Annotated in this window: 21 protein-coding genes; 11 read left to right on the top strand and 10 right to left on the bottom strand. The window is 67.6% G+C overall.

Annotation, left to right across the window (positions count from 1 at the left end):
- The first annotated feature begins 3 nt into the window (after positions 1-3).
- From cysT to ACSFBE_RS05800, 4 genes are read left to right on the top strand one after another with little or no spacing between them, the layout of a single operon-like run.
- Positions 4-891, top strand: coding sequence for a sulfate ABC transporter permease subunit CysT (cysT, locus tag ACSFBE_RS05815; protein WP_435489427.1), 888 nt, complete (start codon positions 4-6; stop codon positions 889-891).
- A 4-nt stretch (positions 892-895) separates the two neighbouring features.
- Positions 896-1,798 carry a sulfate ABC transporter permease subunit CysW gene (gene cysW / locus ACSFBE_RS05810; RefSeq protein WP_435489426.1) on the top strand — a complete coding sequence of 301 codons (903 nt, stop codon included), beginning with the start codon at positions 896-898 and terminating at the stop codon, positions 1,796-1,798.
- A gap of 13 nt (positions 1,799-1,811) precedes the next feature.
- Positions 1,812-2,927 (top strand): sulfate/molybdate ABC transporter ATP-binding protein, encoded by a 1,116-nt coding sequence (locus ACSFBE_RS05805; protein WP_435489425.1) that lies wholly within the window; start codon positions 1,812-1,814, stop codon positions 2,925-2,927.
- Positions 2,924-3,433 (top strand): disulfide bond formation protein B, encoded by a 510-nt coding sequence (locus tag ACSFBE_RS05800; protein WP_435489465.1) that lies wholly within the window; start codon positions 2,924-2,926, stop codon positions 3,431-3,433. The genes ACSFBE_RS05805 and ACSFBE_RS05800 overlap by 4 nt, the downstream gene beginning before the upstream one ends.
- A gap of 3 nt (positions 3,434-3,436) precedes the next feature.
- Here the strand turns inward: ACSFBE_RS05800 and bla are convergent, their stop codons facing one another.
- Complete coding sequence (gene bla, locus ACSFBE_RS05795) at positions 3,437-4,306, bottom strand: class A beta-lactamase (RefSeq protein ID WP_435489424.1); 870 nt, start codon at positions 4,304-4,306, stop codon at positions 3,437-3,439.
- Between the two features lie 138 nt (positions 4,307-4,444).
- Between bla and ACSFBE_RS05790 the strand changes: the two genes are divergently transcribed.
- Positions 4,445-5,305, top strand: coding sequence for a LysR substrate-binding domain-containing protein (locus tag ACSFBE_RS05790; protein ID WP_435489423.1), 861 nt, complete (start codon positions 4,445-4,447; stop codon positions 5,303-5,305).
- Between the two features lie 13 nt (positions 5,306-5,318).
- Here ACSFBE_RS05790 and ACSFBE_RS05785 read toward each other — a convergent pair whose 3' ends face one another.
- Both ACSFBE_RS05785 and ACSFBE_RS05780 read right to left on the bottom strand, forming a co-directional pair.
- Positions 5,319-6,011 carry a P-loop NTPase family protein gene (locus ACSFBE_RS05785; RefSeq protein WP_435489422.1) on the bottom strand — a complete coding sequence of 231 codons (693 nt, stop codon included), beginning with the start codon at positions 6,009-6,011 and terminating at the stop codon, positions 5,319-5,321.
- Positions 6,012-6,095: 84 nt separating this feature from the next.
- Entirely contained in the window at positions 6,096-6,872 is a 777-nt protein-coding gene (locus tag ACSFBE_RS05780) for a hypothetical protein (RefSeq protein ID WP_435489421.1), read from the bottom strand.
- Positions 6,873-6,976: 104 nt separating this feature from the next.
- On the opposite strand from ACSFBE_RS05780, the gene smc reads away from it, so the two are divergent.
- From smc to def, 4 genes are all read left to right on the top strand, one after another.
- The gene (smc, locus tag ACSFBE_RS05775; protein ID WP_435489420.1) at positions 6,977-10,489 is read left to right on the top strand and encodes a chromosome segregation protein SMC; all 3,513 of its coding nucleotides are present in this window, start codon (positions 6,977-6,979) and stop codon (positions 10,487-10,489) included.
- A 13-nt stretch (positions 10,490-10,502) separates the two neighbouring features.
- Positions 10,503-11,597 (top strand): cell division protein ZipA C-terminal FtsZ-binding domain-containing protein, encoded by a 1,095-nt coding sequence (locus ACSFBE_RS05770; RefSeq protein WP_435489419.1) that lies wholly within the window; start codon positions 10,503-10,505, stop codon positions 11,595-11,597.
- A gap of 22 nt (positions 11,598-11,619) precedes the next feature.
- Entirely contained in the window at positions 11,620-13,707 is a 2,088-nt protein-coding gene (gene ligA, locus ACSFBE_RS05765; RefSeq protein WP_435489418.1) for an NAD-dependent DNA ligase LigA, read from the top strand.
- Positions 13,708-14,324: 617 nt separating this feature from the next.
- Entirely contained in the window at positions 14,325-14,864 is a 540-nt protein-coding gene (def, locus tag ACSFBE_RS05760; protein WP_435489417.1) for a peptide deformylase, read from the top strand.
- A 37-nt stretch (positions 14,865-14,901) separates the two neighbouring features.
- On the opposite strand, the gene ACSFBE_RS05755 is transcribed toward def, so the two are convergent.
- The 3 genes from ACSFBE_RS05755 to map form a co-directional block, all read right to left on the bottom strand.
- A complete protein-coding gene (locus ACSFBE_RS05755; protein ID WP_435489416.1) occupies positions 14,902-15,306 on the bottom strand; it encodes a DoxX family protein in 405 nt (134 codons plus the stop codon).
- A 126-nt stretch (positions 15,307-15,432) separates the two neighbouring features.
- Complete coding sequence (locus ACSFBE_RS05750; protein ID WP_435489415.1) at positions 15,433-18,039, bottom strand: [protein-PII] uridylyltransferase; 2,607 nt, start codon at positions 18,037-18,039, stop codon at positions 15,433-15,435.
- Positions 18,040-18,055: 16 nt separating this feature from the next.
- A complete protein-coding gene (map, locus tag ACSFBE_RS05745) occupies positions 18,056-18,880 on the bottom strand; it encodes a type I methionyl aminopeptidase (RefSeq protein WP_435489414.1) in 825 nt (274 codons plus the stop codon).
- A gap of 207 nt (positions 18,881-19,087) precedes the next feature.
- Between map and purL the strand changes: the two genes are divergently transcribed.
- A complete protein-coding gene (gene purL / locus ACSFBE_RS05740) occupies positions 19,088-23,125 on the top strand; it encodes a phosphoribosylformylglycinamidine synthase (RefSeq protein ID WP_435489413.1) in 4,038 nt (1,345 codons plus the stop codon).
- 106 nt (positions 23,126-23,231) lie between these two features.
- Complete coding sequence (ygiD, locus tag ACSFBE_RS05735) at positions 23,232-24,134, top strand: 4,5-DOPA-extradiol-dioxygenase (RefSeq protein WP_475539660.1); 903 nt, start codon at positions 23,232-23,234, stop codon at positions 24,132-24,134.
- Positions 24,135-24,155: 21 nt separating this feature from the next.
- On the opposite strand, the gene ACSFBE_RS05730 is transcribed toward ygiD, so the two are convergent.
- The 4 genes from ACSFBE_RS05730 to ACSFBE_RS05715 all read right to left on the bottom strand — a co-directional run bounded on the left by ACSFBE_RS05730 (position 24,156) and on the right by ACSFBE_RS05715 (position 26,448).
- The gene (locus ACSFBE_RS05730; RefSeq protein ID WP_435489412.1) at positions 24,156-24,626 is read right to left on the bottom strand and encodes a hypothetical protein; all 471 of its coding nucleotides are present in this window, start codon (positions 24,624-24,626) and stop codon (positions 24,156-24,158) included.
- An 80-nt stretch (positions 24,627-24,706) separates the two neighbouring features.
- Complete coding sequence (locus ACSFBE_RS05725; protein ID WP_435489411.1) at positions 24,707-25,492, bottom strand: foldase protein PrsA; 786 nt, start codon at positions 25,490-25,492, stop codon at positions 24,707-24,709.
- Between the two features lie 153 nt (positions 25,493-25,645).
- Entirely contained in the window at positions 25,646-25,909 is a 264-nt protein-coding gene (locus ACSFBE_RS05720) for a BolA family protein (RefSeq protein WP_435489410.1), read from the bottom strand.
- The gene (locus ACSFBE_RS05715) at positions 25,906-26,448 is read right to left on the bottom strand and encodes a septation protein A (RefSeq protein WP_435489409.1); all 543 of its coding nucleotides are present in this window, start codon (positions 26,446-26,448) and stop codon (positions 25,906-25,908) included. Before ACSFBE_RS05715 ends, ACSFBE_RS05720 begins: the two co-directional genes overlap by 4 nt.
- Positions 26,449-26,459 lie beyond the last annotated feature (11 nt).

Here is a 26,459-nt window from a genome sequence, read left to right as displayed (position 1 = left end):
GCGATGAGCGGCGCCCCATCCTCGGCGCTGTCGTCTGCGGCAGCGCCGATTTCGCGTGCCGGCGGCACCCGTGGGGCCCGTCGGGTGCTGCCGGGCTTCAACCTGACGCTCGGCTACACGGTGCTGTACCTCAGCCTGATCGTGCTGATCCCGCTGTCGGCGCTGTTCGTACGCACCTTCTCGCTGACCTGGGAGCAGTTCTGGGTGGCCGTGACCGCGCCGCGCGTGATGGCGTCGTACCGCCTGACCTTCGGCGCGTCCTTCATCGCCGCGCTGGTCAACCTGGTGTTCGGGCTGCTGGTGGCCTGGGTGCTGGTGCGCTACAAGTTCCCCGGCAAGAAGATCGTCGATGCGTTGGTCGACCTGCCGTTCGCGCTGCCCACCGCCGTGGCCGGCATCTCGCTGACCGCGCTGCTGGCCGGCAACGGATGGGTGGGGCAGTACCTCGAGCCGCACGGCATCAAGCTGGCGTTCACGCCGGCGGGCATCGTGATCGCGCTGATCTTCATCGGCCTGCCTTTCGTGGTGCGCACGGTGCAGCCGGTGCTCGAAGACACCGAGAAGGAACTGGAAGAAGCCGCCACCTCGCTCGGCGCGACGCGGTTGCAGACCTTCATCCGCGTGATCCTGCCGTCGATCCTTCCTGCCCTGCTGACCGGCTTCGCGATGGCCTTCGCGCGCGCGGTGGGCGAGTACGGCTCGGTCATCTTCATTGCCGGCAACATGCCGATGATCTCGGAGATCACGCCGCTCATCATCATCGGCAAGCTGGAGCAGTACGACTACGCCGGCGCGACCGCGGTGGCATTGGTGATGCTGGTCATCTCCTTCCTGCTGCTCTTGGTGATCAACGCATTGCAAGGCTGGCAGCGCCGGCGCTCCGCGACCTGATGTTATGAGTGCTCCCCAAAAAGTCATCCGCCGCGCACGTGCCGGCACCACCGAGGCGCCGTGGGTCCGCTGGACGCTGATCACGCTGGCGCTGCTGTTCATGTTCCTGTTCCTGGTGCTGCCGCTCGCTTCGGTGGCGGCCGAGGCGCTGCGCAAGGGCTTCGGCGCCTACGTCGACGCGCTGAAGGAGCCCGACGCCTGGAGCGCGATCCGCCTGACGCTGATCACCGCCGCCATCGCCGTCCCGCTGAACCTGGTGTTCGGCGTCGCGGCGGCCTGGGCCATCGCCAAGTTCGAGTTCCGCGGCAAGGCCTTCCTCACGACCCTGGTCGACCTGCCGTTCGCGGTGTCGCCGGTGGTGGCGGGCCTGATCTACGTGCTCATCTTCGGCGCGCAGGGCTGGTTCGGCCCATGGCTCGCGGCGCACGACATCAAGATCATCTTCGCGGTGCCCGGCATCGTGCTGGCGACCGTGTTCGTGACATTTCCCTTCATCGCCCGCGAACTCATCCCGCTGATGCAGGCGCAGGGTACCGACGAGGAACAGGCCGCCATCGTGCTCGGCGCGACCGGCTGGCAGACCTTCTGGCGCGTCACGCTCCCCAACATCAAGTGGGGCCTGCTGTACGGCGTGATCCTGTGCAATGCGCGGGCCATGGGCGAGTTCGGCGCGGTGTCGGTCGTCTCCGGCCACATCCGCGGCCAGACCAACACCATGCCGCTGCATGTCGAGGTGCTCTACAACGAATACCAGTCGGTTGCGGCCTTTGCCGTCGCGTCGCTGCTGGCCATCCTGGCGCTGGTCACGCTGGTCATCAAGTCGGTGATCGAGTGGCGCCACGAGCGCGAGATGAAGGCCATCGCGGAACTGCCGCCCGAACGGCCGCCGTCGGCCACCGCGGCCTGAGGAGAACAGAAAAATGAGCATCGAAATCCGCAACGTCAGCAAGCAGTTCGGCGATTTCCGCGCCCTCAACGACGTCAACCTCGACATCCAGTCCGGCGAACTGGTCGCCCTGCTCGGCCCCTCGGGCTGCGGCAAGACCACGCTGCTGCGCATCATCGCGGGGCTGGAGACAGCCGACGCCGGCAGCATCCTGTTCTCGGGCGAAGACACCACCGACGTGCATGTGCGCGAGCGCCAGGTCGGCTTCGTGTTCCAGCACTACGCGCTGTTCCGCCACATGACGGTGTTCGAGAACGTGGCCTTCGGGCTACGCGTGAAGCCGCGCAAGGAACGCCCGTCGGACGCGCAGATCAAGCAGAAGGTGACCGATCTGCTCAAGCTGGTGCAGCTCGACTGGCTGGCCGACCGCTACCCGTCTCAGCTCTCCGGTGGTCAGCGCCAGCGCATCGCGCTGGCCCGTGCGCTCGCCGTCGAGCCGAAGGTGCTGCTGCTCGACGAGCCGTTCGGCGCATTGGATGCGAAGGTGCGCAAGGAACTGCGCCGCTGGCTGCGCCGCCTGCACGACGAACTGCACGTCACCTCGATCTTCGTCACGCACGACCAGGAAGAGGCGCTCGAAGTGGCCGACCGCGTGGTGGTGATCAACAAGGGAAAGATCGAGCAGGTCGGCTCGCCGCAGGAGGTGTGGGATCACCCGGCCAGCCCCTTCGTCTACGGCTTTTTGGGCGACGTGAACCTGTTCCACGGCCGCGCCCACGAGGGCGAGGTGCAGCTCGAAGGCATCCGCCTGCAGGCGCCCGAGCACAGTGGCGTGCAGGACAGCAAGGCGCTGGCCTATGTGCGCCCGCACGACCTGGCCATCGAGCGTTACGTGACCGGTTCGGCATCGGACAGCGCATCGCGCGGCCTGGTCGCCACGATTTCGCGTGCGATCGTGGTCGGACCGATCGCGCGGCTGGAACTCGAACCGGTCGAAACGAATCCTGATAATCCTGCGTCCGGAACCATCATCGAAGCGCAACTCCCTGCGCAACAGTTCCGGGACCTGGGCCTCGCCGAGGGCGACACCGTCGTCGCCACGCCGCGCAAGGCCCGGGTGTTCGTGGAAGAAGATTGGGTGTCTCCTTGATCGACTGGTATTTCGGCGCTCCGCGCCGTGCGTTCGCGCTGATCTGCCTGGCCTGCGTGGCCATGCTGGCTTTCGGCATGTACCTTCAGCATGTGGTCGGCCTCGAGCCGTGCCCGATGTGCATCGTGCAGCGCTATGCGCTCATCCTCGTGGCGGTGATCACCGGGCTGACCGCGTTGGCGCGCGGGCGCGGCCTGCAGGCGACCGGCGCCGCGCTGGCGCTGATCGTCGCCGTCGGCGGCGCCTACACCGCCGCGCGCCAGAGCTGGCTGCAGTGGTACCCGCCGGAATTCGGTTCCTGCGGGCGTGACATCTACGGAATGATCGAGACCTTCCCGCTGCAGCGCGCGATTCCGATGATCTTCCGCGGCAGCGGCGACTGCACCAAGATCGACTGGACCTTCCTGGGCCTGTCGATCGCCAACTGGTCCTTCGTCTGCTTCGTCGGCTTCGCGCTGCTGCTGCTCGTGCTGCTGCTCAAGCGCGGCCCCCGCCGCACCGCCTGAGCATCAGGCGCCGGCCACGGCCGGCAACAGCGCCCCGACCGCGGCCAGCGCCGCGTTGCGCCGGTCGAGCGGCGCCTGGGTCTGGGTGAGGTAGGCCGTGACCAGGATCGGCGTGTCGCGGCCCGGCGGCCAGACGATCCCCACGTCGTTGTTGGTACCGAAGGCGCCGGCACCCGTCTTGTCGCCGACCCGCCAGCCGGCCGGCAGCCGGGCCCGCAGGCGCTCGTCGCCGGTCTTGTTGGCCAGCAGCCAGTCGCGCAGCTGGTCGCGCGACGGGGGCTTCAGCGCCGCACCGAGCAGCAGCGTCTGCATCAGGCCGAGCATGGCGGCCGGCGTGGTGGTGTCGCGCGGATCGCCGGTCAGCGCCTCGTTGAGCGAGGGCTCGTTGCGGTCCAGCCGGGTGATCGGATCGCCCAGCGATCGCGCGTACGCGGTGAGCCCGGCAGGGCCGCCGAAGCTGGCGAGCATCAGGTTGGCGGCGGCGTTGTCGCTCTGCGTGATGGTCGCCTCGCACAGCGCGCCCATGGTCAGCGTGCCGCCGACGTGCGGCTCGGTCAACGGCGAGTGCGGCACGATGTCTGAGCGACCCACCGGAATGGCGCGGTCGAGCCGCTCCTGGCCCGCATCGACGCGGTGCAGCACCAACGCTGCGGCGAGCAACTTGAAGGTGCTGCACATTGCGAAGCGCTCGTCGGCCCGGTGCACGACGCGGCGGCCGGTCGCGGTGTCGAGGATGCACACGCCCAGGCGGCCGCCGCTGGCGCGTTCGATGCGCCGGAGTTCCGCCGCGAGTGCGCGGCCGGGGTCTCGGCCGTTCGGATCCTTGGCGCCCGCGCCCGCTGCCAGGGTGGCGAGCCCGGCGCCCAAAGCCATAGAAAAAATTCGTCTCTGCATGCGTTGCTTTTCTCGGAGAGTGGAGGGAGCGCTGGACGATAGCGAGCGATCGCCGTCGCATCCAATGCAAAGAATGAGGCCGAGCCATAAGAAAATTTGGGGCTAAAAAGCCTGACCATGCAACTTCCACTCAATGCCCTGCGTGCCTTCGAGGTGTCGGCGCGCCACCTCAGCTTCACCCGTGCGGCGCTCGAACTGCACGTCACCCAGACCGCCGTCAGCCAGCACGTCAAGAACCTGGAAGACCGCGTCGGCGCACAACTCTTCCGGCGCCTGCCGCGCGGCCTGGCGCTGACCGACGAAGGCACCGCGCTGCTGCCGGTGCTGGCGCAGTCCTTCGGCCGCATCGCGACCGTGCTGGCGCAGTTCGGCGAGGGCCGCGCGCGCGAGCCGCTGACACTCGGTGTGGTCGGCACCTTCGCGGTCGGCTGGCTGATACCGCGGCTGCAGGATTTCCAGCAGCTGCATCCCTTCGTCGATCTGCGGCTCTTCACCCACAACAACCGGGTCGACCTCGCCGGTGAGGGCCTGGACTGCGCCATCCGCTTCGGTGACGGCGCCTGGCACGGCACGGAGGCCGAGGCGCTGCTGCCGGCGCCCCTGTCACCGGTCTGCGCGCCGGCGCTGGCGGCCGGCCTGCAGAAGCCGGCGGACCTGTATGGTGCGACGCTGCTGCGCTCTTACCGCAGCGATGAATGGGCCGGCTGGTTCGCCGCCGCGGGCCTGGAATGCCCGGTGGTGCGCGGCGCAGTGTTCGACTCCTCGCTGACGATGGCCGAAGCGGCGGCGCAGGGCGCGGGCGTCGCGCTGCTGCCGGTGGCCCTGTTCGGCCGCGAACTGCGGCAGGGCCGGCTGGTGCGGCCCTTCACCGTCGAGACGCAGAACGGCCGCTACTGGCTCACGCGCCTGAAGTCCAAGCCCGAGAGCGTCGCGATGCAGGTGTTCCGCGATTGGTTGCTGCAGGCGGCCGCGGCCTGAACCGCGCGGCGCCTCAGAGCGGCAGCGTGTCGAAGGCCCCGTAGGCGGTGCCCAGCCAGGTCTTCACGCGCTGGCGCTCGAGCAGGCCGAGGGCGTGCGGGCCTTCGCGGTCGTTGACGGCCTTCCAGAAGCTGCTGTTCTGCGCATCGATCTTGCGCATGCTGGCGTCGTGCAGGCGCGGCAACGCGATCACGCGGGCGCCGTGGGCCACGGCCTTCTGCAGCGACTGCGAGCCGAGCAGCATGCCGAAGTCGCTGCCGCGGCCGTAGTTCTGCACCACGATGTAGTTGGGGCGGTCGCCGAAGGTGTCGATCAGCGTGCCCAGCAGGTCGGTGGAGTCCTTGCCGTCGTCCAGCACGTGCCAGAAATTGACCGCCACGCCGAGGTCGGCGAAGACGTCGAACAGGTCGGATTCCTTGATCCAGCGCGACAACGGCGCCAGGGTCTGCGCCGCCAGGTCGACGATCACGCTCTGCTGCGGGTTGTGCTCGAAGCCGTTGACCACCTTGTCGAGGCCCTCGAAGCTGTCGACCACCACCGGCGAGGCGAAGCCTTCGTAGAAGCGGGTGAAGGAACTGTGCGAACGGTCGGTGTCGAAGCCGGTGAAGGGCCGGCTGTGGTCGATGAAGTACTGCGCCAGCACCCGCGACGTGACCGACTTGCCGACGCCACCTTTTTCGCCGCCGATGAAATTGAGGGAGCTCATGAGTTGTGCCTGGAAGAAGAGGAAGAGGGGATGCAGAAGGCTGCAAAGCATTTTAGGTGCCACCTCGCGGCGCACCGACGGCCGCTAGGGCTTTGCCAGCGACAGGAAGGGCCCGAGGCTGCCCATGATCCAGCCCTGGGCGAAGTCGAGCGCCGCGCGCCGGTACTTCTCGTCGGCCTGCGCGGCCAGCAGATCCAGCCGCGCCACGACCTTCGAAAGCTCGCGGTCGACCAGCAGGTTGCGCCCGCGCTCGCTGATCTCGGTGGCCAGCAGCAGCGGCTGGCCGTCGGCGCCGGTCTTGGAGCCGATCAGCCACAGCGAGATCTCCATGTTGCGGGCGGCACGGTAGCTGTTCTCGGCGTTCACGCCGTCCACCATGGTCTGTTCCCAGGTGTTGCCGTTGGCTTCCTTGAGCATCGTCGCCCAGCCATAGACCAGTGCGGCGATGCGGTCGCCCGCGTAGCCGGGTTCGAAGGCGAGGCGCACGGCATCGATGCCGCTCTTGCCGTCCTTGCCGCCGAGGCCCGGCAACGGCGTGGCCTGCGTGACGGCGTCCCAGGTGCGTTGGATGGCGTCGTCCGCGCTGGCGGCGCTCTTGCGCCACTCGCGCGGGTTGCGCCGGTACAGCGACTGCTGCACCCGACGGAGCGACTGCAGGTTGTCGCGCAGCGCCAGGTTGGCGATGCGGTTCGCGCTGGACTGCATCCATTCGCGGCTGTCGTAGTTTTCGGCCCGTTCGGTGGAGCGGGTGGTTGCACAGCCGGCCAGACCGAGCGCCGCGGCAACGGCACCGGTCAGCAACGCACGACGACCGGTGAAAAATGGGCGCCGATCATGGGGCGGCAAGGGGGAATCGCGCATGGTGTGCACGGTATCATCGCGGGCTCGGGCGGCAGCCGGCGGGCTGTGCAAAATTCCTTACAAATCAATACCTTGGCCTCAGAGCCAAAGCGGAACGACCCCTCGTGCGTCTCAATTCCATCAAGCTTTCCGGCTTCAAGTCGTTCGCCGAACCTACCAATTTCCTGCTGCCGGGCCAACTGGTCGGCGTGGTGGGGCCCAACGGCTGCGGCAAGTCGAACATCATGGATGCAGTGCGCTGGGTGCTGGGCGAGTCGCGGGCGTCGGAGCTGCGCGGCGAGTCGATGCAGGACGTGATCTTCAACGGCACGACCACCCGCAAGCAGGCCAGCCGCTCCAGCGTCGAGCTGGTGTTCGACAACGCCGACCACCGCGCCGGCGGCCAGTGGTCGCAGTTCACCGAGATCGCGGTGCGGCGCGTGCTCACCCGCGACGGCAACAGCAGCTACTACATCAACAACCAGCCGGTGCGCCGGCGCGACGTGCAGGACGTGTTCCTCGGGACCGGTCTCGGCCCGCGCGCCTACGCCATCATCGGCCAGGGCACGATCAGCCGGATCATCGAATCGAAGCCCGAAGAGCTGCGCCTGTTCCTCGAAGAGGCCGCGGGCGTCTCCAAGTACAAGGAGCGCCGCCGCGAGACCGAGAGCCGCCTGGGCGACACGCGCGAGAACCTCACGCGGGTGGAAGACATCCTGCGTGAACTCAACGCCAACCTCGAGCGCCTGGAAAAGCAGGCCGAGGTGGCGCAGCGCTACAACACGCTCACGGCCGACGCCACGCGCAAGCAGCACCAGCTGTGGTTCCTCAAGCGCAGCGAGAGCGAGGCCGACCAGGCCAGGATCCAGGCCGACGCCGGCAAGGCGCTGAACGACCTCGAATCGCGCACCGCCGACCTGCGCCGCATCGAGTCCGAATTGGAAACGGTCCGCCAGGCGCACTACGCGGCCGGCGACCAGGTCAACCAGGCCCAGGGCAAGCTCTACGAGGCCAGCGCCGAAGTCGGCCGGCTCGAAGGCGAGATCCGCTTCGTGGTCGAAGGCCGCCAGAGGGTCGAGCAGCGCCTGATCCAGTTGCGCGAGCAGATCGGCCAATGGAGCGGCCGCAAGGAAGACGCCGAGGCCGAGATCGAGACGCTGGCGGGGCAGGGCGTCGATGCCGAGGAACAGGCCGAATTGCTGGCCGCGCAACTCGAAGAACACGACGCGCGCATGCCCGAGTTGGAAGACGCGCAGCAGCGCGCGCAGGACGAGGCCAACGCGCAGCGCGCGAGCGTCTCGCAGGTGCAGCAGCAAATCCAGGTGCTGGCCGCCGACCAGCGCAACATCGAGGAGCAGAGCCGCCAGTTGACGATGCGCAGCGAACGCCTGCGCGCCGACAAGCAGGCGCTGGCCGCGCCCGATGAAGCGAAGCTGCAGGACCTGCAGGCCCAATTCTCCGCCGCGCAGGAAGCCGCCGCCGAAGCCGACGCCCGCCTGCAGGACCTGCAGGAATCGGTGCCGCAGCTCGACGACGACCGCCGCACGAAGCAGCAGGCCGTCAACACCGAAGGCGCCCGCCACACCGAGCTGTCGGCGCGCCTCGAGGCGCTCAAGGCGCTGCAGGAAAAGGTCAAGACCGACGGCAAGCTCGCCCCCTGGTTGGCCAAGCACGGCCTCGACGGGCTGCAAGGGTTGTGGAGCCGCATCCACATCGAACAGGGCTGGGAGAACGCGCTCGAATCAGCGCTGCGCGAACGCCTGGGCGCGCTCGAGGTGTCGCGCCTGGACATGGTCCGTGCCTTCGGCAACGACGCGCCACCGGCCAAGCTGGCCTTCTACAACCCGCCGTCGGCCGGGGTGCCCTCGGGCAGCGCGACGCTGCCGCGCCTGTCGGACCTGCTGCGCCTGAACGATGCCGGCCTGCAGGCACTGCTGGTCGACTGGCTGCACGGCTGCTACACCGCATCGAGCTTCGAAGAGGCGTTGGCGCAGCGCGAGACGCTGCAGCCCGGTGAAGCCATCTTCGTGCAGAGCGGCCATGCCGTGACCACACACAGCGTGAGCTTCTACGCGCAGGATTCGGAGCAGGCCGGCCTGCTCGCGCGCCAGCAGGAAATGGAAAACCTGGAGCGCCAGCTGCGCGCCCAAACGCTGATCAGCGACGAGGCGCGGACGGCGCTGGTGCGTGCCGAAGCGGCCTACGCCGACGCGGCGCAGCGCCTGGTCAGCGTGCGTCGCGAGGCCGCCGAAACGCAATCGCGCTCGCACGAGCTGCAGGTCGAGACGCTGCGCCTCACGCAACTGGCCGAGCAGACCCGTGCCCGCAGCGAGCAGTTGGCCGCCGACCTCGGCGAGGTCGACGCGCAACTCGAGGAACTGCAAGAACGCCGCATCGCCGCCGAAGGCCGCTTCGAAGAACTCGACATGCAACTGGCCGACGCGCAGGAGCGGCATGCGCAGCTCGACGAGCGCGTGATCGAGGCCGGCCGCGCGCTGGCCGCCAGTCGCGACCAGCACCGCAGCCTGGAACGCCAGGCGCAGGAAGCCACCTTCACCCGGCGCAGCGTCGAGGCCCGCCGCGGCGAACTCAGCCGCGCCATCGAGACGGCGGCGCAGCAGACCGTGTCGCTGGCCGACGAGCAGGAGCGGGCGCAGGCCGAACTGGGGCGCCTGTCCGACGCGGCGGCACAGGCCGGCTTGCAGGACGCGCTGTCGCTCAAGCTCGAGCGCGAGACCGCGCTGGGCGCATCGCGCAGCCAGTACGACGATCTCACGATGAAACTGCGCGCCAGCGACGAACGCCGCCTTCAGCTGGAGCGCGAGCTCGATCCGCTGCGCCAGCGCATCACCGAATTCCAGTTGAAGGAACAGGCTGCGCGCCTGGGCGTCGAGCAGTACGCCACGCTGCTGGCCGACGCGCAGGCCGACCTCGAAGCGGTGGCTGCATCGATCGAGACCGACAAGGTCCGGCTGGTCGGCCTGCAAAGCGAGATCGAGCGCATCCACCGCGAGGTCGCGGCGCTGGGCGCGGTCAATCTCGCGGCACTGGAAGAACTGGCAACGGCCAGCGAGCGCAAGATCTTCCTCGACGCGCAGTCGGCCGACCTGAACGAGGCCATCACCACGCTGGAGGACGCCATCCGCAAGATCGACGGCGAAACCCGCGAGCTGCTCGGCGGCACCTTCAAGATCGTCAACGAGCACTTCAGCCGGATGTTCCCGGAACTGTTCGGTGGCGGCAACGCGCGGCTGGTGATGACGGGCGACGAAATCCTCGACGCCGGCGTGCAGGTGCTGGCGCAGCCTCCGGGCAAGAAGAACCAGACCATCCATCTGCTCTCGGGCGGCGAGAAGGCACTGACCGCCATCGCGCTGGTCTTCGCGATCTTCCAGCTCAACCCGGCACCGTTCTGCCTGCTGGACGAAGTGGACGCGCCGCTGGACGACGCCAACACCGAACGCTACGCCAAGCTGGTGACCGCCATGAGCAAGAGCACGCAGTTCCTCTTCATCAGCCACAACAAGATCGCGATGGAGATGGCCGAGCAGCTCATCGGCGTGACCATGCAGGAGCAGGGCGTGTCGCGCATCGTGGCGGTGGACATGGAATCCGCCGTGTCGATGGTCGAAGCCTGAACCAAGCCCCGCCATGAGCAGCCTCACCATCGCACTCGCCGTCCTCGGCGGTCTCTTTCTTGCCGGCGTGGTCGGCTACGACGCCTGGATGTCGCGCCGCAACGCACCGCGCCAGCCCGACGCGCCCCTTCCCACCGGCTTCGACGAGCCGCCGCCGACGAGCGCCGACGAAGAGCCCGTGCTGCATGTCGAGCCGCACCCCACGCCCGGCAACGAACGGCACGAGCCGCTGTTCGACCCCGACCTGCCGGCGCCCAGCGCCTTGCCGATGCCGCTGGCCGACCGTCGTGGCGGGCTCGATCCGCTGATCGACGTGATCGCGCCGGTGTCGCTCGATGGACTGGTCTCGGGCGATGCAGCCATTGCCGCCATGCCGGCGACCCGACGCGCCGGCAGCAAGCCGGTGGCGATCGAAGGCCTGAATGAACACAACGGCGAGTGGGAGCCGCCGGTGGCCGGCCAGCGCTACGGCGCCTTCCAGGTCGGCGTGCAATTGGCCAACCGCACCGGCGCGCTCAACGAGATCGAGTACTCCGAGTTCGTGGTGAAGGCGCAGGCCTTTGCCGATGCGCTGAACGGCGCACCGGAATTTCCCGAGATGCTCGACGAGGTGGCGCGCGCCCGCGAGCTCGACCAGTTCGCCAGCGCCCATGATGCGCAACTGGCCTTCGTGCTGCGCGCCCGCCACGCGGCCTGGAGCCCCGGCTATGTGCAGCAGAACGCGGCGCGGCTGGGTTTCGTCGCCGGGATGATCCCGGGCCGCATGGTGCTGCCCGCGGCCGAGGCCGGCCTGCCGCCGATCATCGGCCTGTCCTTCGACACCCAGGCCGCGTTGGCGGACGACCCGGCACAGTCGGCCATTCGCGAACTCACGCTGAGCCTCGACGTACCGCAGGTCGACCGCGGTGAGCGGCCTTTCGCGCGCATGCGCGACGCCGCCGCGACGCTGGCGCGGGAGATGGACGGCGTGGTGACCGACAGCGATGGTCAGCTGCTGCGCGAAGAGACGATGGACGCCATCGGCGCCGACCTCGAGCAGCTCTACGACACGCTGGATTCGCGCGACCTGGCGGCGGGGTCGCACCTGGCGCGGCGCCTGTTCAGCTGACATCTTTTCTGGAGACACCGCCATGACGACGCGTGAAGACGCGGCGCGCGAGGTCGCCGCCTTGAGCGACCAACTGCACCGCCACGCCCATCTCTACTACGTGCTCGACGCGCCCGAGCTGCCCGACGCCGAGTACGACAAGCTGTTCCAGCGCCTGCAAGCGCTCGAGGCCAAGTATCCCGAACTGCGTACGGCCGATTCGCCCACGCAACGTGTGGGTGGCCAGGTGCGCGACGGCTTCGTCAAGGTGCGGCATCGGGTGCCGATGCTGTCGATCCGTACCGAGACCGACATCACACCCGGCGGCGCGAGTGCCTTCGACGCCCGCGTGCGCAAGGAGTTCGGCCTGCTCGACGACGTCCCACAGGTCGAGTACGTCTGCGAGCTGAAATTCGACGGCCTGGCGATGAACCTTCGCTACGAAGACGGCGTGCTGGTGCAGGCAGCCACGCGGGGCGACGGCGAGGTCGGCGAGGACGTGACGCAGAACATCCGCACGGTCCGCGAGATTCCTCTGCGGTTGAACGGGCACGCACCGCCGGTGGTCGAAGTGCGCGGCGAGGTCTACATGAAGCGGGCCGATTTCGACGCGCTCAATGCGCGGCAACGCGAGCGGATCGCGGCCGGCCAGAAGAACGAGAAGGTGTTCGTCAACCCGCGCAACGCGGCCGCCGGCGCGGTCCGGCAACTCGACCCGGCCATCGCGGCGTCGCGGCCGTTGAGCTTCTTCGCCTATGGCCTGGGCGAGGTGAGCGCGCCTGAAGAAGGCGGCCCCGACCACCCCACCCAGTTCGACTGGCTGCAGCAGTTCCATGCCTGGGGATTCCCGGTCGCCAGCCAGACCGCGCGCGCACGGGGTGCGATCGAATTGATCGCCTTCCACGAGAACATCGGCCGACAGCGCGATGCCTTGCCCTACGACATCGACGGCGTGGTCTACAAGGTCGACAGTGTGGTGCTGCAGCGTCAGCTCGGTTTCGTCTCGCGCGAGCCGCGCTGGGCCGTGGCGCACAAGTACCCGGCGCAGGAGCAGCTCACCGAGGTGTTGGCGATCGAGATCCAGGTCGGCCGCACCGGCAAGCTGACGCCGGTGGCCAAGCTGGCACCGGTGTTCGTCGGCGGCGTGACCGTGACCAACGCCACCCTGCACAACGAGGACGAGGCCCGCCGGAAGGATGTGCGGGTGGGCGACACCGTGATCGTGCGGCGCGCTGGCGACGTGATTCCCGAGGTCGTGGGCGTCGCTCCCGACAGTCTGGCCAAGCCGGACGCCGAGCGGGGGGCGCTCTTCACCATGCCGCGCCAATGCCCGGTCTGCGGCTCCGATGCGCTGCGCGAGGAAGACGAGGTCGACTACCGCTGCACCGGCGGCTTGTTCTGCCCGGCGCAGCGCAAGGAGGCCATCCTGCATTTCGCGGCGCGCCGCGCGCTGGACATCGAGGGCCTGGGCGACAAGCTGGTCGAGCAACTGGTGGATGCGCAGTTGATCCGCACGCTGCCTGACCTCTACAAGCTGGGCTTCACGACGCTCGCGGGGCTGGACCGCATGGCCGACAAGTCGGCCGCCAACATCGTCGCGGCGCTGGAAACGTCCAAGCAGACGACGCTGCCGCGTTTTCTCTTCGGGCTCGGCATCCGGCATGTCGGCGAGAGCACTGCCAAGGATCTGGCGAAGCACTTCGGCAAGCTCGACGCCATCATGGATGCGCCCGAAGAGGCGTTGCTCGAGGTGAACGATGTCGGGCCGGTCGTGGCAACCAGTCTCCGTACTTTCTTCGACCAGCCTCACAACCGCGAAGTGGTCGAGCAGTTGCGCGCCAGCGGCGTGACCTGGGAAGAGGGCGAGCCGGCGGCGCGCACGCCCCGTCCCCTGGCGGGCAAGACCTTCGTCATTACCGGCACTTTGCCTACGCTCAGCCGCGACGAGGCGAAGGACAAGTTGGAAGAGGCAGGGGCCAAGGTGGCAGGATCGGTCAGCAAGAAGACCGATTGCGTCGTGGCCGGTGTGGAGGCAGGCAGCAAGCTCGACAAGGCCCAGGCGCTGGGCGTGAAGGTGGTCGACGAAGCGGGCATGCTCGCAATCCTGGCCGAGGGATGGCCCGAGGCGTGACGAAGTCCTGAGCCTGCCAAGTCGTTACCGCACGGTTACCTAACTTCACCGGACCGACGTCAACAACGCGATGTCCGGGGCGTTTACTAGGGAGCAGACAAGGAGTCAGTCATGATCAATATTCGATGGATTTCGGCCGGCGTCGCGATAGGCGGCGTGCTGTTGTTGAGCGGGTGCGTTGCGGTTCCCGGCTCGTACGGCTACGACAACAACGCCTACTACTCGCAGCCTTCGTATTACGGCGAACCGGTACCGGCGGTCGCCCCGTCCGTCTACATCCAGGGCGGTACCTATTACGACCGCGGCTACTACAACCGGGACAACCGGGGCTACTACGATGCCCACGATGGGCGGAATCGACGCGATGGACCGCCACGGGGCTACGACGGTGGTGGCCGCCGCTACGACGGACGCGAGCCCGACCGCGGTCCCCGGCCCAGTGTCAATCCGAGACCGAGGCCAGAAGTCAATGTCCCCGGACAAAGCCCCCGAGTGACCGGCTATCCCCCGTTCCAGAGTCCCGCCGATCGCGCGGCACAAACGAGTGTGCCGCGTTCAAGACCGGTTCCTGCTCCTGGGGACCAGCCGTAGCTCATGCGGGTCAACATGATCGACGAATGACGATTCGCGACATCCTGAAGATGGGCGACCCGCGGCTCTTGCGCATCGCGCAGCCGGTGGCCGCCTTCGACACCGACGAACTGCACCTGCTGGTGCGCGACATGTTCGAGACCATGCACGCCGTGAACGGCGCAGGGCTCGCAGCGCCGCAAATCGGCGTCGATTTGCAGTTGGTGATCTTTGGTACGGGCGGCATCAATCCGCGTTACCCGGACGCGCCGGTGGTGCCGCAGACTGTGTTGCTCAATCCCGTCATCTCCCCGCTCGGCAACGAAGAGGAAGAGGGCTGGGAGGGTTGCCTGTCGGTGCCGGGCTTGCGCGGCGTGGTGCCGCGGTTCTCGGCCATCCGCTACACCGGCTTCGACCCGTATGGCGATCCGATCGATCGCACGGTGAGTGGCTTTCACGCCCGGGTGGTGCAGCACGAGGTGGACCATCTGCTGGGCAAGCTCTACCCGATGCGGGTGCGCGATTTCTCGCGCTTCGGCTTCACCGAGGTGCTGTTCCCGGGCCTGGACGCGGCCACGGACGATTGAAAGCACGAAGCCCGCAGCGATGCGGGCTTCGTGTCTTTCAGTTGTACTTGCCGCTGCTGCCGCCGACGCTCAGGCGCCCCGCACCCAGCAGCGCAACGGCGATGGCTGCAAAAAGGAACATCCCTTGGAGTTCGAGCGCCCAGCCGCCGTTCTTGCCGAGCGTGAGCAGGTCCTTCGTGTGGACCAGCCAGATCGCCACCACCATGTTGATCGCGATGATCCAGGCCGCGGGGCGGGTGTACAGGCCGATGATCAACAGCACGGGCGCGACGATCTCGCCGATGTAGACCAGATAGGCGAGCGCACTCGGCAGGCCGTGCGACGCAAGCATGCCGCCGACGCCGCTGACGCCCGAACTCAGTTTGGCCACGCCGTGCAGCAGGATCAGGATGCCCAGGGCGAGGCGGAGAACGAGCTTGCCGGTGTCATCGGAACGGGTCATGAGAAAGTCCTTTCGAGCAGAGAAAGCCGGGATTGTGGTCGATGTTTGCGACATTTCACAGACCTGTGTCCGTAGGTTGCGGATCCGCCGATCGTCGGACCCGGACCGCGCCGCCCAACGTGCCGTTCAGGCCGACAAAACCTCGATGAGTTCGGTCTCGATCGCCAGCTGCGCGCGCTGCCCCTGCAGCTCCGGCCCGCTCAGCAGGAAGGTGTCTTCCACCCGCTCGCCCAGCGTCGTCACCTTGGCGAGTTGCAGGCTCAGGTGATGCCGCGCCAGCACGCGCGCCACCGAATAGAGCAGGCCCGCGCGGTCGCTGGCCGAGATGTTGAGCAGCCAGCGCTGCGCCTTCTCGTCCGGCAGCAGGCTGATGCGCGGCTGGATCGGAAAGCTGCGCACCCGGCGCGACACGCGGCCCTTGCTGGGTGGTGGCAGCGGGCCGGCTTCGGCCAGCGTTTTCGTGAGGCCGCTCTCGACCATGCTGATCAGGTCCCGGTAATGTTCCGGCGTGAAGGCCGTGACCACCTGGAAGGTGTCCAGCGCATAGCCATTGGTGGCGGTGTGGACCTTCGCATCGAGGATGCTGAAGGAGGCCTGGTCGAAGTAGCCACAGATGCGCGCGAACAGCTCCGGCTGGTCGGGCGTGTAGACCACCACCTGCAGGCCTTCGCCCACCGGCGACAGCCGGGCGCGCACGATCGGCGGCGCCTTCGGGTCGATCGGCACGCCCAGGTGCGGCACATGGCGGGACAGCTGCTTGGTGTGCCAGGCGATCTCGGAGGCGTCGTGCCGCATGAAGTAGCCGACGTCCAGCGTCTCCCAAAGCGCCTTGTGCACCTCGAAGGGCAAGGCATGCAGGGCGAGCTGCACCAGCGCTTCGCGCTTGCGCAATTCCACCTCGGCGTCGGGGTCGGGCATGTGGCCACCCAGTGCGCGCGAGGTGTAGCGGTAGAGGTCTTCGAGCAGCTTGCCCTTCCAGGCATTCCACACCCGCGGCGAGGTGCCCCGGATGTCGGCGATCGTCAACAGGTACAAGGCCGTCAGATAGCGTTCGCTGCCCACCCGCTTGGCGAAGTTGGCGATGACCTCGGGGTCGCTCAGGTCCTGCTTCTGCGCCACGGTGCTCATCGTCAGGTGTTCGGCCACCAGGAACTCGATGAGCTTGCTGTCTTCCCGTTCGATGCCGTGCTGCTGGCAGAAGCGGTGCACATCGCGCGCGCCGAGCGTCGAATGGTCGCCGCCGCGGCCCTTGGCGATATCGTGGAACAGCGCGGCCACGTACAGCACCCACGGCTTGTCCCAGCCGGCCGCGAGCTGCGAACAGAACGGATATTCGTGCGCATGCTCGGCAATGAAGAAGCGCCGCACGTTGCGCAGCACCATCAGGATGTGCTGGTCGACCGTGTAGACGTGGAACAGGTCGTGCTGCATCTGGCCGACGATGCTGCGGAAGGGCCGCAGGTAGCGGCCCAGCACGGACGTCTGGTTCATCAGCCGGAAGGCATGCGTGATGCCGCGCGGCTCCACCAGCATTCGCATGAAGGTGACGTGATTCACCCGGTCGTTGCGGAATTTGCTGTCCATCACCGAGCGGGCGTTGTAGAGCGCCCGCAGCGTGCGCGCCGACAGGCCCTTCACGCCGATCGTCTTCTGGTAGAGCAGGAAGGTTTCGAGGATGGCGTGCGGATCCTTCAGATACAGGTCGTCGCTCATCACCTCGATCATGCCGGCCTTCTCGAAGAAGCGGTCGTTGATGCGGGTCGGCTCCTCGGCCTGCGGCTGCAGCCGTTCGGCGATGTTGAGCAGCAGGATCTGCGTGAGCTGCGTGACCGCCTTGGCGGCCCAGTAGTAGCGGCGCATGAGCGCCTCACTGGCCTTGCGCTGTGACAGGGCCTCGTAGCCGAAGGTGGCGGCCACGGCCGTCTGCAGGTCGAACACCAGCCGGTCCTCGCGGCGGTTGGCCGTGACGTGCAGGCGTGCGCGGATCAGGCACAGCAGCGCCTCGTTGCGCTTGATCTGCTGCACCTCGAAGGCGGTGGCCAGGCCGTTCTTGGCCAGGTCTTCCCAGCGCCGGCCGAAGCCCGCGGCCTTGGTCATCCAGAGCACCGTCTGCAGGTCGCGCAGGCCGCCTGGCGATTCCTTGCAGTTGGGTTCGAGGGCGTAGGGCGTGTCGTCGAACTTGTGGTGCCGGTGACGCATTTCCTGCGACTTGGCGGCGAAAAAGGCTTGCGGGTCGATCGCGGTGCAGAAGCGCCTGCGGAAGGCGGCGTAGAGCTTCTTGTCGCCCGTGATCAGGCGCGATTCGAGCAGGGATGTCTGGACCGTGACGTCCTTGCCGGCTTCGTCCAGGCACTCGCCCAGCGTGCGCACGCTCGAGCCGATTTCCAGGCCGACATCCCAGCAGCGGCCGATGAAGGCTTCGAGCCGCGCCGGATCGATGTTCGATGCATGCACCTCCGGCAGCAGCAGCAGCACGTCGACGTCGGAGTAGGGAAACAGTTCGCCGCGCCCGAAACCGCCGACGGCGACCAGCGCCAGCTCGGAGCCGAAGCCGGCGTCGTTCCAGAGCGCGATCAGGGCCTTGTCGGCGCAGCCGGCGAACTCGCGCAGGGTGCCGTGCACGCTGCGGGTCGGCGCGTGGCCATGCCGCAGCGTCTCGAACAGCGCCATCTTCTGCGCGCGATAGGCCTCCCGCAGCGAGGAAACGTCGACTGCGTCAGCGACTTCGATCACGCCCTGGCTCCGCCGCTCAGGTGGCGGTCGACGACACGAAGGGGGGCAGTGGCGGGCTGCCGGCCGACAGGGTCAGCACCTCGTAGCCGGTTTCTGTGACGAGCACGCTGTGCTCCCACTGGGCCGACAGCGAATGGTCGCGCGTGACGATGGTCCAGCCGTCGTACTTGCCACCCTTGGCGTCTTCCTTGATGTCGCGCTTGCCGGCGTTGATCATCGGCTCGATGGTGAAGATCATGCCGGGCTCCAGGCGCTCCAGCGTGCCGGGGCGGCCGTAGTGCAACACCTGCGGTTCTTCGTGGAACTTGCGGCCTACCCCGTGGCCGCAGAACTCGCGCACCACCGAATAGCCGTGGCCTTCGGCGAACTTCTGGATCGCGTGGCCCACATCACCCAGGTGGGCACCCGGGCGCACCTGCAGGATGCCATGCCACATCGCTTCGAAGGTCACCTGGCACAGGCGCTTGGCGGCGATGGAGGCATCGCCGACGATGAACATCCGGCTGTTGTCGCCGAACCAGCCGTCCTTGATGACGGTGACATCGATGTTCATGATGTCACCCTTCTTCAGGGGCTTGTCGTTCGGGATGCCGTGGCACACCACGTGGTTGACCGAAGTGCAGAGCGATTTCGGGAAGGGCGTGCTGCTGGCGCCCAGGTAGCCCACCGTCGCCGAGGTGGTGCCTTGCTTGGCCATGTACTCGGCGGCCAGACGGTCGATTTCATTCGTGGTGACGCCGGGTTTCACGAACGGCGTGAGGTAGTCCAGCACCTCCGACGTCAGGCGGCCGACCGCGCGCATGGCCGCAATGCCAGCCGCGTCGTGTAGGGTAATGCTCATCACCCGATTATCCCATCCGGGACCTGCGCAAGCTGCCGGCCGCCCGCATGGCCTCTGCGGCCCTCGGCAGCGTCGGGGACGGCGTCTCGGGCGGTCCCCGGTCGCCTAAAATGCCGGGTTTCCACGGAGGGCCCCAGTCAGCGGCCCGCCAGCGTGTCTTCTTCATTCACCACCACCAGCCAGCTGGCCCCGCCAGCCCCTCCGACCGTGACGCAGCCATCCCACACCGCCCAACCCGTCGTGACCGTGTTCGAGGGCGGCAGCGCGCTCAGCGACTTCCGCGCGCGCCAGCTGCTGCCGAAACTGCAGGCCATCGAGCCGAAGATCGGCGCGATCTCGGCGCGCTTCGTGCACCTGGTCGTGACCGATGCGGCGCCCGACACCGCGGCCCGCGAGCGCTTCGCCGCACTCCTGACCTACGGCGAGCCCTTCGAGGCGCCCAAGGCATCGACGGAGATCATCGTCACGCCGCGCCTGGGCACCGTGTCGCCGTGGGCGTCGAAAGCCACCGACATTGCCCATAACTGTGGCCTGGCGCTGCGCCGGGTCGAGCGCGTCACGCTGTACCACCTGGACTTGAAGACGCCGCTCATTGGCAAGGCACCGACGCTCGATGGCGGCCAGCGGATGGCCGTGGCGGCGCTGCTGCACGACCGCATGACCGAGTCGGTGCTGCCTGGCATCGACGGCGCCGCGGCGCTGTTCGCCGAGCTGGAAGCCCAGCCGATGGCGCAGGTCGACGTGCTGGTCGGTGGCCGCGCCGCCCTCGTCGACGCCAACAGCACCTTCGGCCTGGCGCTGGCGGAGGACGAAATCGACTACCTGGTCGACGCCTTCACCCGGCTCGGCCGCAACCCCAGCGACGTCGAACTGATGATGTTCGCGCAGGCCAACAGCGAGCACTGCCGCCACAAGATCTTCAATGCCGACTTCGTGATCGACGGCGAGAAGCGGCCGATCAGCCTGTTCGGCATGATCCGCAACACCGAGAAATTGAGCCCGCAGCACACCGTCGTCGCCTACGCCGACAACGCGTCGATCATGGAAGGCACGCAGATCGAGCGCTTCGTGGCGGCCGATGGCGGGGCCAGCGGAAGCTACAAGAAGCAGCGTGCGCTGAGCCATGTGCTGATGAAGGTCGAGACGCACAACCACCCGACCGCCATCTCGCCATTCCCCGGCGCCTCGACCGGTGCCGGCGGCGAGATCCGCGACGAGGGCGCGACTGGCCGCGGCTCCAAGCCCAAGGCCGGGCTGACGGGCTTCACCGTGTCGAAGCTCTGGCCGGAAGAGGGTCACTACGGCAAGCCCGCGCACATCGCGAGCCCTTTGCAGATCATGACCGAGGGCCCGCTGGGCGGCGCGGCCTTCAACAACGAATTCGGCCGGCCGAACCTGCTGGGCTACTTCCGCGAGTACGAGCAGGCGATCACGAGTGATGCCGACACCGTGCAACGCGGCTATCACAAGCCCATCATGATCGCGGGCGGCCTGGGCAGCATCGATGCCGACCAGACGAAGAAAATCCTGTTCCCCGCCGGCTCGCTGCTGATCCAGCTGGGCGGCCCCGGCATGCGCATCGGCATGGGCGGCAGCGCTGCCAGCTCGATGGCGACCGGCGCCAACGCGGCCGAGCTCGACTTCGACTCGGTGCAGCGCGGCAACCCCGAGATCGAACGCCGTGCGCAGGAGGTCATCAACCACTGCTGGCAGCAGGGCGCGGCCAACCCGATCCTCGCGATCCACGACGTGGGCGCCGGCGGCCTGTCGAACGCCTTCCCCGAGCTGACCAACGACGCCGGCCGCGGCGCGCGCTTCGACCTGCGCGGCGTGCCGCTCGAGGAATCGGGCATGGCGCCGAAGGAAATCTGGTGCAACGAAAGCCAGGAGCGCTACGTGCTGGCCATCGCGCCCGAATCGCTGGACCAGTTCAAGGCCTTCTGCGAGCGCGAGCGCTGCCCGTTCGCCGTGGTCGGCGTGGCGACCGAAGAGCGCCAGTTGCGCGTGGTCGACGAAGGCGCCGAAGCGCAGCCCGTCGACATGCCGATGGACGTGCTGCTCGGCAAGCCGCCGAAGATGCTGCGCGACGTGAAGACCGTCGCGCGCCGGTTCAAGCCGCTCGACCTCACCGGCGTCGAGCTGCAGAAGGCGGCCATCGACGTGCTGTCGCACCCGACCGTCGCGTCCAAGCGCTTCCTCATCACCATCGGCGACCGCACCGTCGGCGGCATGAGCCACCGCGACCAGATGGTCGGCCCGTGGCAGGTGCCCGTGGCCGATTGCGCCGTCACGCTGGCCGACTACAGCGGCTTCGCCGGCGAGGCGATGAGCATGGGCGAGCGCACGCCGCTGGCCGCGCTCGACGCGCCGGCATCCGGTCGCATGGCGGTGGCCGAAGCCATCACCAACCTGTTGGCCGCACCGATCGAGCTGTCGCGCGTCAAGCTGTCGGCCAACTGGATGGCGGCCTGCGGCGAACCCGGCGAAGACGCCGCGCTGTACGAGACGGTCAAGGCGGTCGGCCTCGAACTGTGCCCGGCGCTGGGCATCTCGATCCCGGTCGGCAAGGATTCGCTGTCGATGCGCACCCAGTGGTCGGACGGCGACGAAAAGAAGAAGGTCACCTCGCCGGTGAGCCTGATCGTCACCGCGTTCGCCACGCTGGCCGACGTGCGCGGCACGCTCACGCCGCAGCTTGATAGAGACGAGGCCGACACCACGCTCGTGCTCATCGACCTGGGCCGCGGCCAGCACCGCATGGCCGGCAGCATCCTGGCACTGACGCTGGGGCAGAGCGGCTGCAACGTGAAGGACGGCGTGCCCGACCTCGACCATCCCGAAGACCTGGTGAACCTGGTCAAGGCCGTGAACGCGTTGCGCGCCGACGGCAAGATCCTCGCGATGCACGACCGCAGCGACGGCGGCCTGTTCGCCACCGCCTGCGAGATGGCCTTCGCCGGCCACGTCGGCGTGGCGCTCAATGTCGACATGCTGGTCACCGAAGGCGACGGCATTTCCGACAGCCGCATGGAAACCGGCGACGCCAAGAACTGGGCGCAGCAGGTCAGCGCGCGGCGCGAAGAGCTCACGCTCAAGGCGCTGTTCAGCGAAGAGCTGGGCATGGTGCTGCAGGTGCGCACCGCCGACCGCAACGATGTCATGCAGCTGCTGCGTGCACACGGCCTGAGCGCGCACAGCCACTTCGTCGGCAAGACGCGACCCGACAGCTCGACCATGGACGTCGGCAAGGGCAAGCTCGAAGTCTGGCGCGATGCCAAGTCGGTGTTCAGCGCCAGCCTGCACGACCTGCACCAGGTGTGGGACTCGGTCAGCTGGAAGATCGCCCGCGAGCGTGACAACCCGGCCTGCGCCGACGCGGAACACGCGGCGGCCGGTGTGCCGCAGGACCCCGGCGCGCATGTGGCGCTCGCGGCCGGTGCCATCGATGCATCGATCACCGCGCCCTTCCTCAATCTGGCGGCGCGGCCCAGGGTTGCGATCCTCCGCGAGCAGGGCGTCAATTCCCACGTCGAGATGGCCTACGCCTTCACAGAGGCCGGCTTCGAGGCGCACGATGTCCACATGACCGACCTGCAGACCGACCGTGCCGACCTGGCCGACTTCAAGGGCGTGGTCGCCTGCGGCGGCTTCAGCTACGGCGACACGCTGGGCGCGGGTATCGGCTGGGCGCGCAGCATCACCTTCAACCCGAAGCTCACCGAGCAGTTCCAGGCCTTCTTCGGCCGCGGCGACACCTTCGGTCTGGGCGTGTGCAACGGCTGCCAGATGTTCGCCGAGCTGGCCGACATCATCCCGGGCGCCGAGGCTTGGCCGCGCTTCACCACCAACCAGAGCGAGCGCTTCGAGGCGCGCCTGGCGATGGTCGAGGTGCTCGAATCGTCGAGCCTCTTCTTCGGCGGCCTGGCCGGCAGCCGCCTGCCGATCGCGGTGGCGCATGGCGAGGGCTATGCCAACTTCAAGCACCGCGGCGATGCGACCAAGGCCATCGCTGCGATGCGCTACGTCGACCACCAGGGCCAGCCGACGGAGCAGTACCCGTTCAACCCGAACGGCAGCGCCGGCGGGCTGACGGCGGTGACCACGGCCGACGGCCGCTTCACCGCCGTGATGCCGCACCCGGAGCGCGTGTTCCGCAACATCCAGATGAGCTGGACCTCGGGCGACAAGAACGACTTCAGCCCCTGGATGCAGATCTGGCGCAATGCGCGCAAGTGGGTGGGCTGACGCAGCCCGGGTTTTCTCTCGTTTCGTGTGCGTTGGCGCACCTCTTTTGGCAACCGGCACGGGCGCCTGCGCCGCGAGGAGATGCGGCGTGCTCGATGATCGAACCATGCTGAATCGCCGTGACTTCGTGGGCGCCCTGGGCGCCGTCCTTCCGCTGGCCGATGGGCTGGCGGCCGAGCCTTTCCGGGCGCTGAAGAAATCACCGCGCATGCCGGTGCTTTTTCTCGGCCACGGCAGCCCGATGAACGCGATCGGCGACAACGCCTACCGACGCAGCTGGCAGGCGCTGGGTACGGAGTTCGGCACGAAGTACCCGACACCGCAATTGATCTTGTGCGTATCGGCCCACTGGCTCACGCGCGGCGGCTGGTTCCTCACCGGCATGGCGAAGCCGAAGACGATCCACGACTTCGGCGGGTTCCCGCAGGAACTGTTCGACCAGCAGTTCCCTGCGCCCGGTGCACCCGCCGCGGCGGCGGAGATCGCCCAGGCGGTGCGCCAGCCGATGAGCGGCGCGGCGCTCGGCATCGACAGTGAGGAATGGGGCTTCGACCACGGCACCTGGTCGGTGCTCAAGCCCATGTTTCCGAAGGCGCAAACCCCGGTGGTCCAGCTCGGCATGGACTACAGCCGTGCGCCGGCTGAGCACGCCATGCTTGGCCAGCAACTCAAGGCGCTGCGCGAACGCGGCGTGCTGATCGTCGGCAGCGGAAACCTGGTTCACAACCTGCGTGTCAGCCGCCGCGGCACGGCATCGAACCAGGCCTACGACTGGGCGCACGAGTTCGACCGCGTCGTGACTGGCCAGCTGGAGAAGGGCGACCACGCCGCATTGCCGCGCTTCCAGTCGCTGGGTGCGCTGGCGCAGCAGGCTCATCCGACACACGAGCACTACTTGCCGCTGCTCTACGCCGCCGGGGCCGTTGATGCCGGCAAGGAAGCGCCGCGTTTCTTCAACACCGATTTCCAGTCGGCATCGATCTCCATGCGCTCGGTGGTTTGGGGCTGAAGCGCCTCCGGCCGTTTCCGATCAGCGTGTCCCGCAGTAGCACGCGAGCAGCGGCCGGGCCATCTGCGGATCGGTCGATTGCGCCGGATCCCACTTCCACATCGACAGGGTGCCCATGATGGCGGAGCGCTCCACGCCGCCGTGCTGGGCGTAGAAGCGCGTCTGCACGTTCTGGGCGCGGCGCCCGGCGCAGTCGATGGCGACGAGGTACGCCAGAGAGCGGTAGCTGCCGAGGATGCCGGCGCTGCGTTCGTTCGCCAGATCCACCAGCACCAGCACGGCGGGGTAGGCGCGGTCGTCGTCGGTGTTCAGGTTCTCCACCTCGGTCAGGCCGCTGCGATCGACGTGGATGCCGCGCACGTCGCGTCCGAACTGGATGGCTTCCAGCGGCTCCCAACGCGCAGCCGAGGGTGACGGCTGGGCGTGGGCGAGGAGACCCAGCAGACCGATTGTCAGTGGGGCGAGGCGCAGGCTGCGGTGAAACGGAGTCATGCGCTCTTCTCCATCTCCAAGGGTGGGTATAAAAGAAAAGGCGGCATCGAGCCGCCTTTGCGCATAAAGGAGCGCGTCGTTTACTCGACCTTCGCCTTGGCGCGCAGTTCTTCCTGGTACTTCTGCAGGCGCTGCTGTTGCAGCTGCTGCGTCACCTGCGGCTTCACTTCTTCCAGCTTCGGCAGTTGCGCCTGGCGGATGTCGTCGACGCGGATGATGTGGTAGCCGAACTGCGACTTCACCGGCGCCGGCGTGGTCTCGCCCTTGTTGAGCTTGATCATCGCTTGCGAGAACTCGGGCACGAAGCTCGCGGGGTTGGCCCAGTCGAGGTCGCCGCCGTTGGCGCCCGATCCCGGGTCCTTGCTCTGCTTCTTGGCGATGTCCTCGAACTTGCCGCCCTTCTTGAGGTCGGCCAGGATCTTCTTGGCCTGGTCCTCGGTCTCGACCAGGATGTGGCGGGCCTTGTATTCCTTGCCGCCGTTGGCAGCGACGAACTTGTCGTACTCGGCCTGCACGTCGGCGTCGGTCACCGGGTTGGTCTTGCGGTAGTTATCGAACAGCGTGCGAATCAGGATGGCCTGGCGCGCGAGTTCGATCTGGCTGCGGTAGTCGTCGCTCGCGTCCAGGCCTTGCTTCTGGGCTTCCTGCATGAAGACCTCGCGTGCGATGACTTCCTCGCGCAGCTGCGGTTCCATTTCGGGGGTGACGGGGCGGCCGGCACTGGCCAGCTGCTGGGCCAGCACGTCCATGCGGGCTTTGGGCACGGCCTTGCCGTTGACGATCGCCACGTTCTGCGCGAAGGCGCCAGCGGAGGCAGCGCTCAGCACGACGGCGGCCGCCAGGGTCTTCAGGGTGTGTTGCTTCATGGGAGGGGTCCTAAGGACTCGCAGGGTGAGGGCGCGAAAGGCGCAGGATGAAAGACGAGATCGGTGCCGCTGGCGCTGCCGTGCTGCTGTGAAAGGGACGAGAAAGACGGCAGGGAGTCAGAACGGGCAGGGAGTCAGAACACGGGCAGGGAGTCAGAGCGTTTCGATGGCGATGGCATGGACGCCGTCGGCGATGAAAAAGTGCAATGCATCATACACAAGCCGATGCCGCGCCACGCGGGGCTGGCCGGTGAAAAGCGGCGAGGCGATGCGGACCCGGAAGTGGGTGCCGTAGCCTTCGGCACCGGCACCCGCATGGCCTGCATGCGCGGCGCTTTCGTCGATCACTTCGAGCAGCGTGGGCTGCAGCTTCTCGCGCAGCGCGGCGTCCAGCTCGGCAGCAGTGTGCAGCGTCATGCGGCGGGCGTGTCTTCGGACTTCAGGTGCGGCGAGATGTACAGCCCCTGCGCGATCAGGAAGACGATCGGAAAGGCATAGCCCCAGAGCTTGAAGTTCACCCAGGCTTCGGTGCTGAAGTACAGCGCCACGTAGGCGTTGATGGTCGACATGAACAGGCAATAGCCGATCCAGGCGATGGTGAGGTGGGTCCAGATGCGCTGCGGCAACTGCAGCTGCGCGCCGAGCATCACCTGCAGGAAGTTCTTCCGGAAGCCCCACAGGGCGACGGTCAGCGCGATCGCCATGGCACCGTAGAGCACCGTCGGCTTCCACTTGATGAAGCGGTCGTCGTGCAGCAGCAGCGTCAGGCTGCCGAACAGCAGGATGAGCACCAGCGTCGCCTTCTGCATCGTCGGCAGCTTGCGGTCGATCGCATAGATGATCGCCGACTGCAGCACGGTGGCGCCCATCAGCACCGCGGTCGCCATGTAGATGTCGGCCAGCTTGTAGGCGCCGAAGAACAGCAGGATCGGGAAGAAGTCGAGGATCAGTTTCATGTCGGGGCGCT

It is taken from the genome of Variovorax sucrosi (assembly GCF_051216635.1).
GTDB lineage: Bacteria > Pseudomonadota > Gammaproteobacteria > Burkholderiales > Burkholderiaceae_C > Variovorax.
Note: the sequence above shows the minus strand (reverse complement) of the source record. Positions and strands in the feature narration are given on the sequence as shown.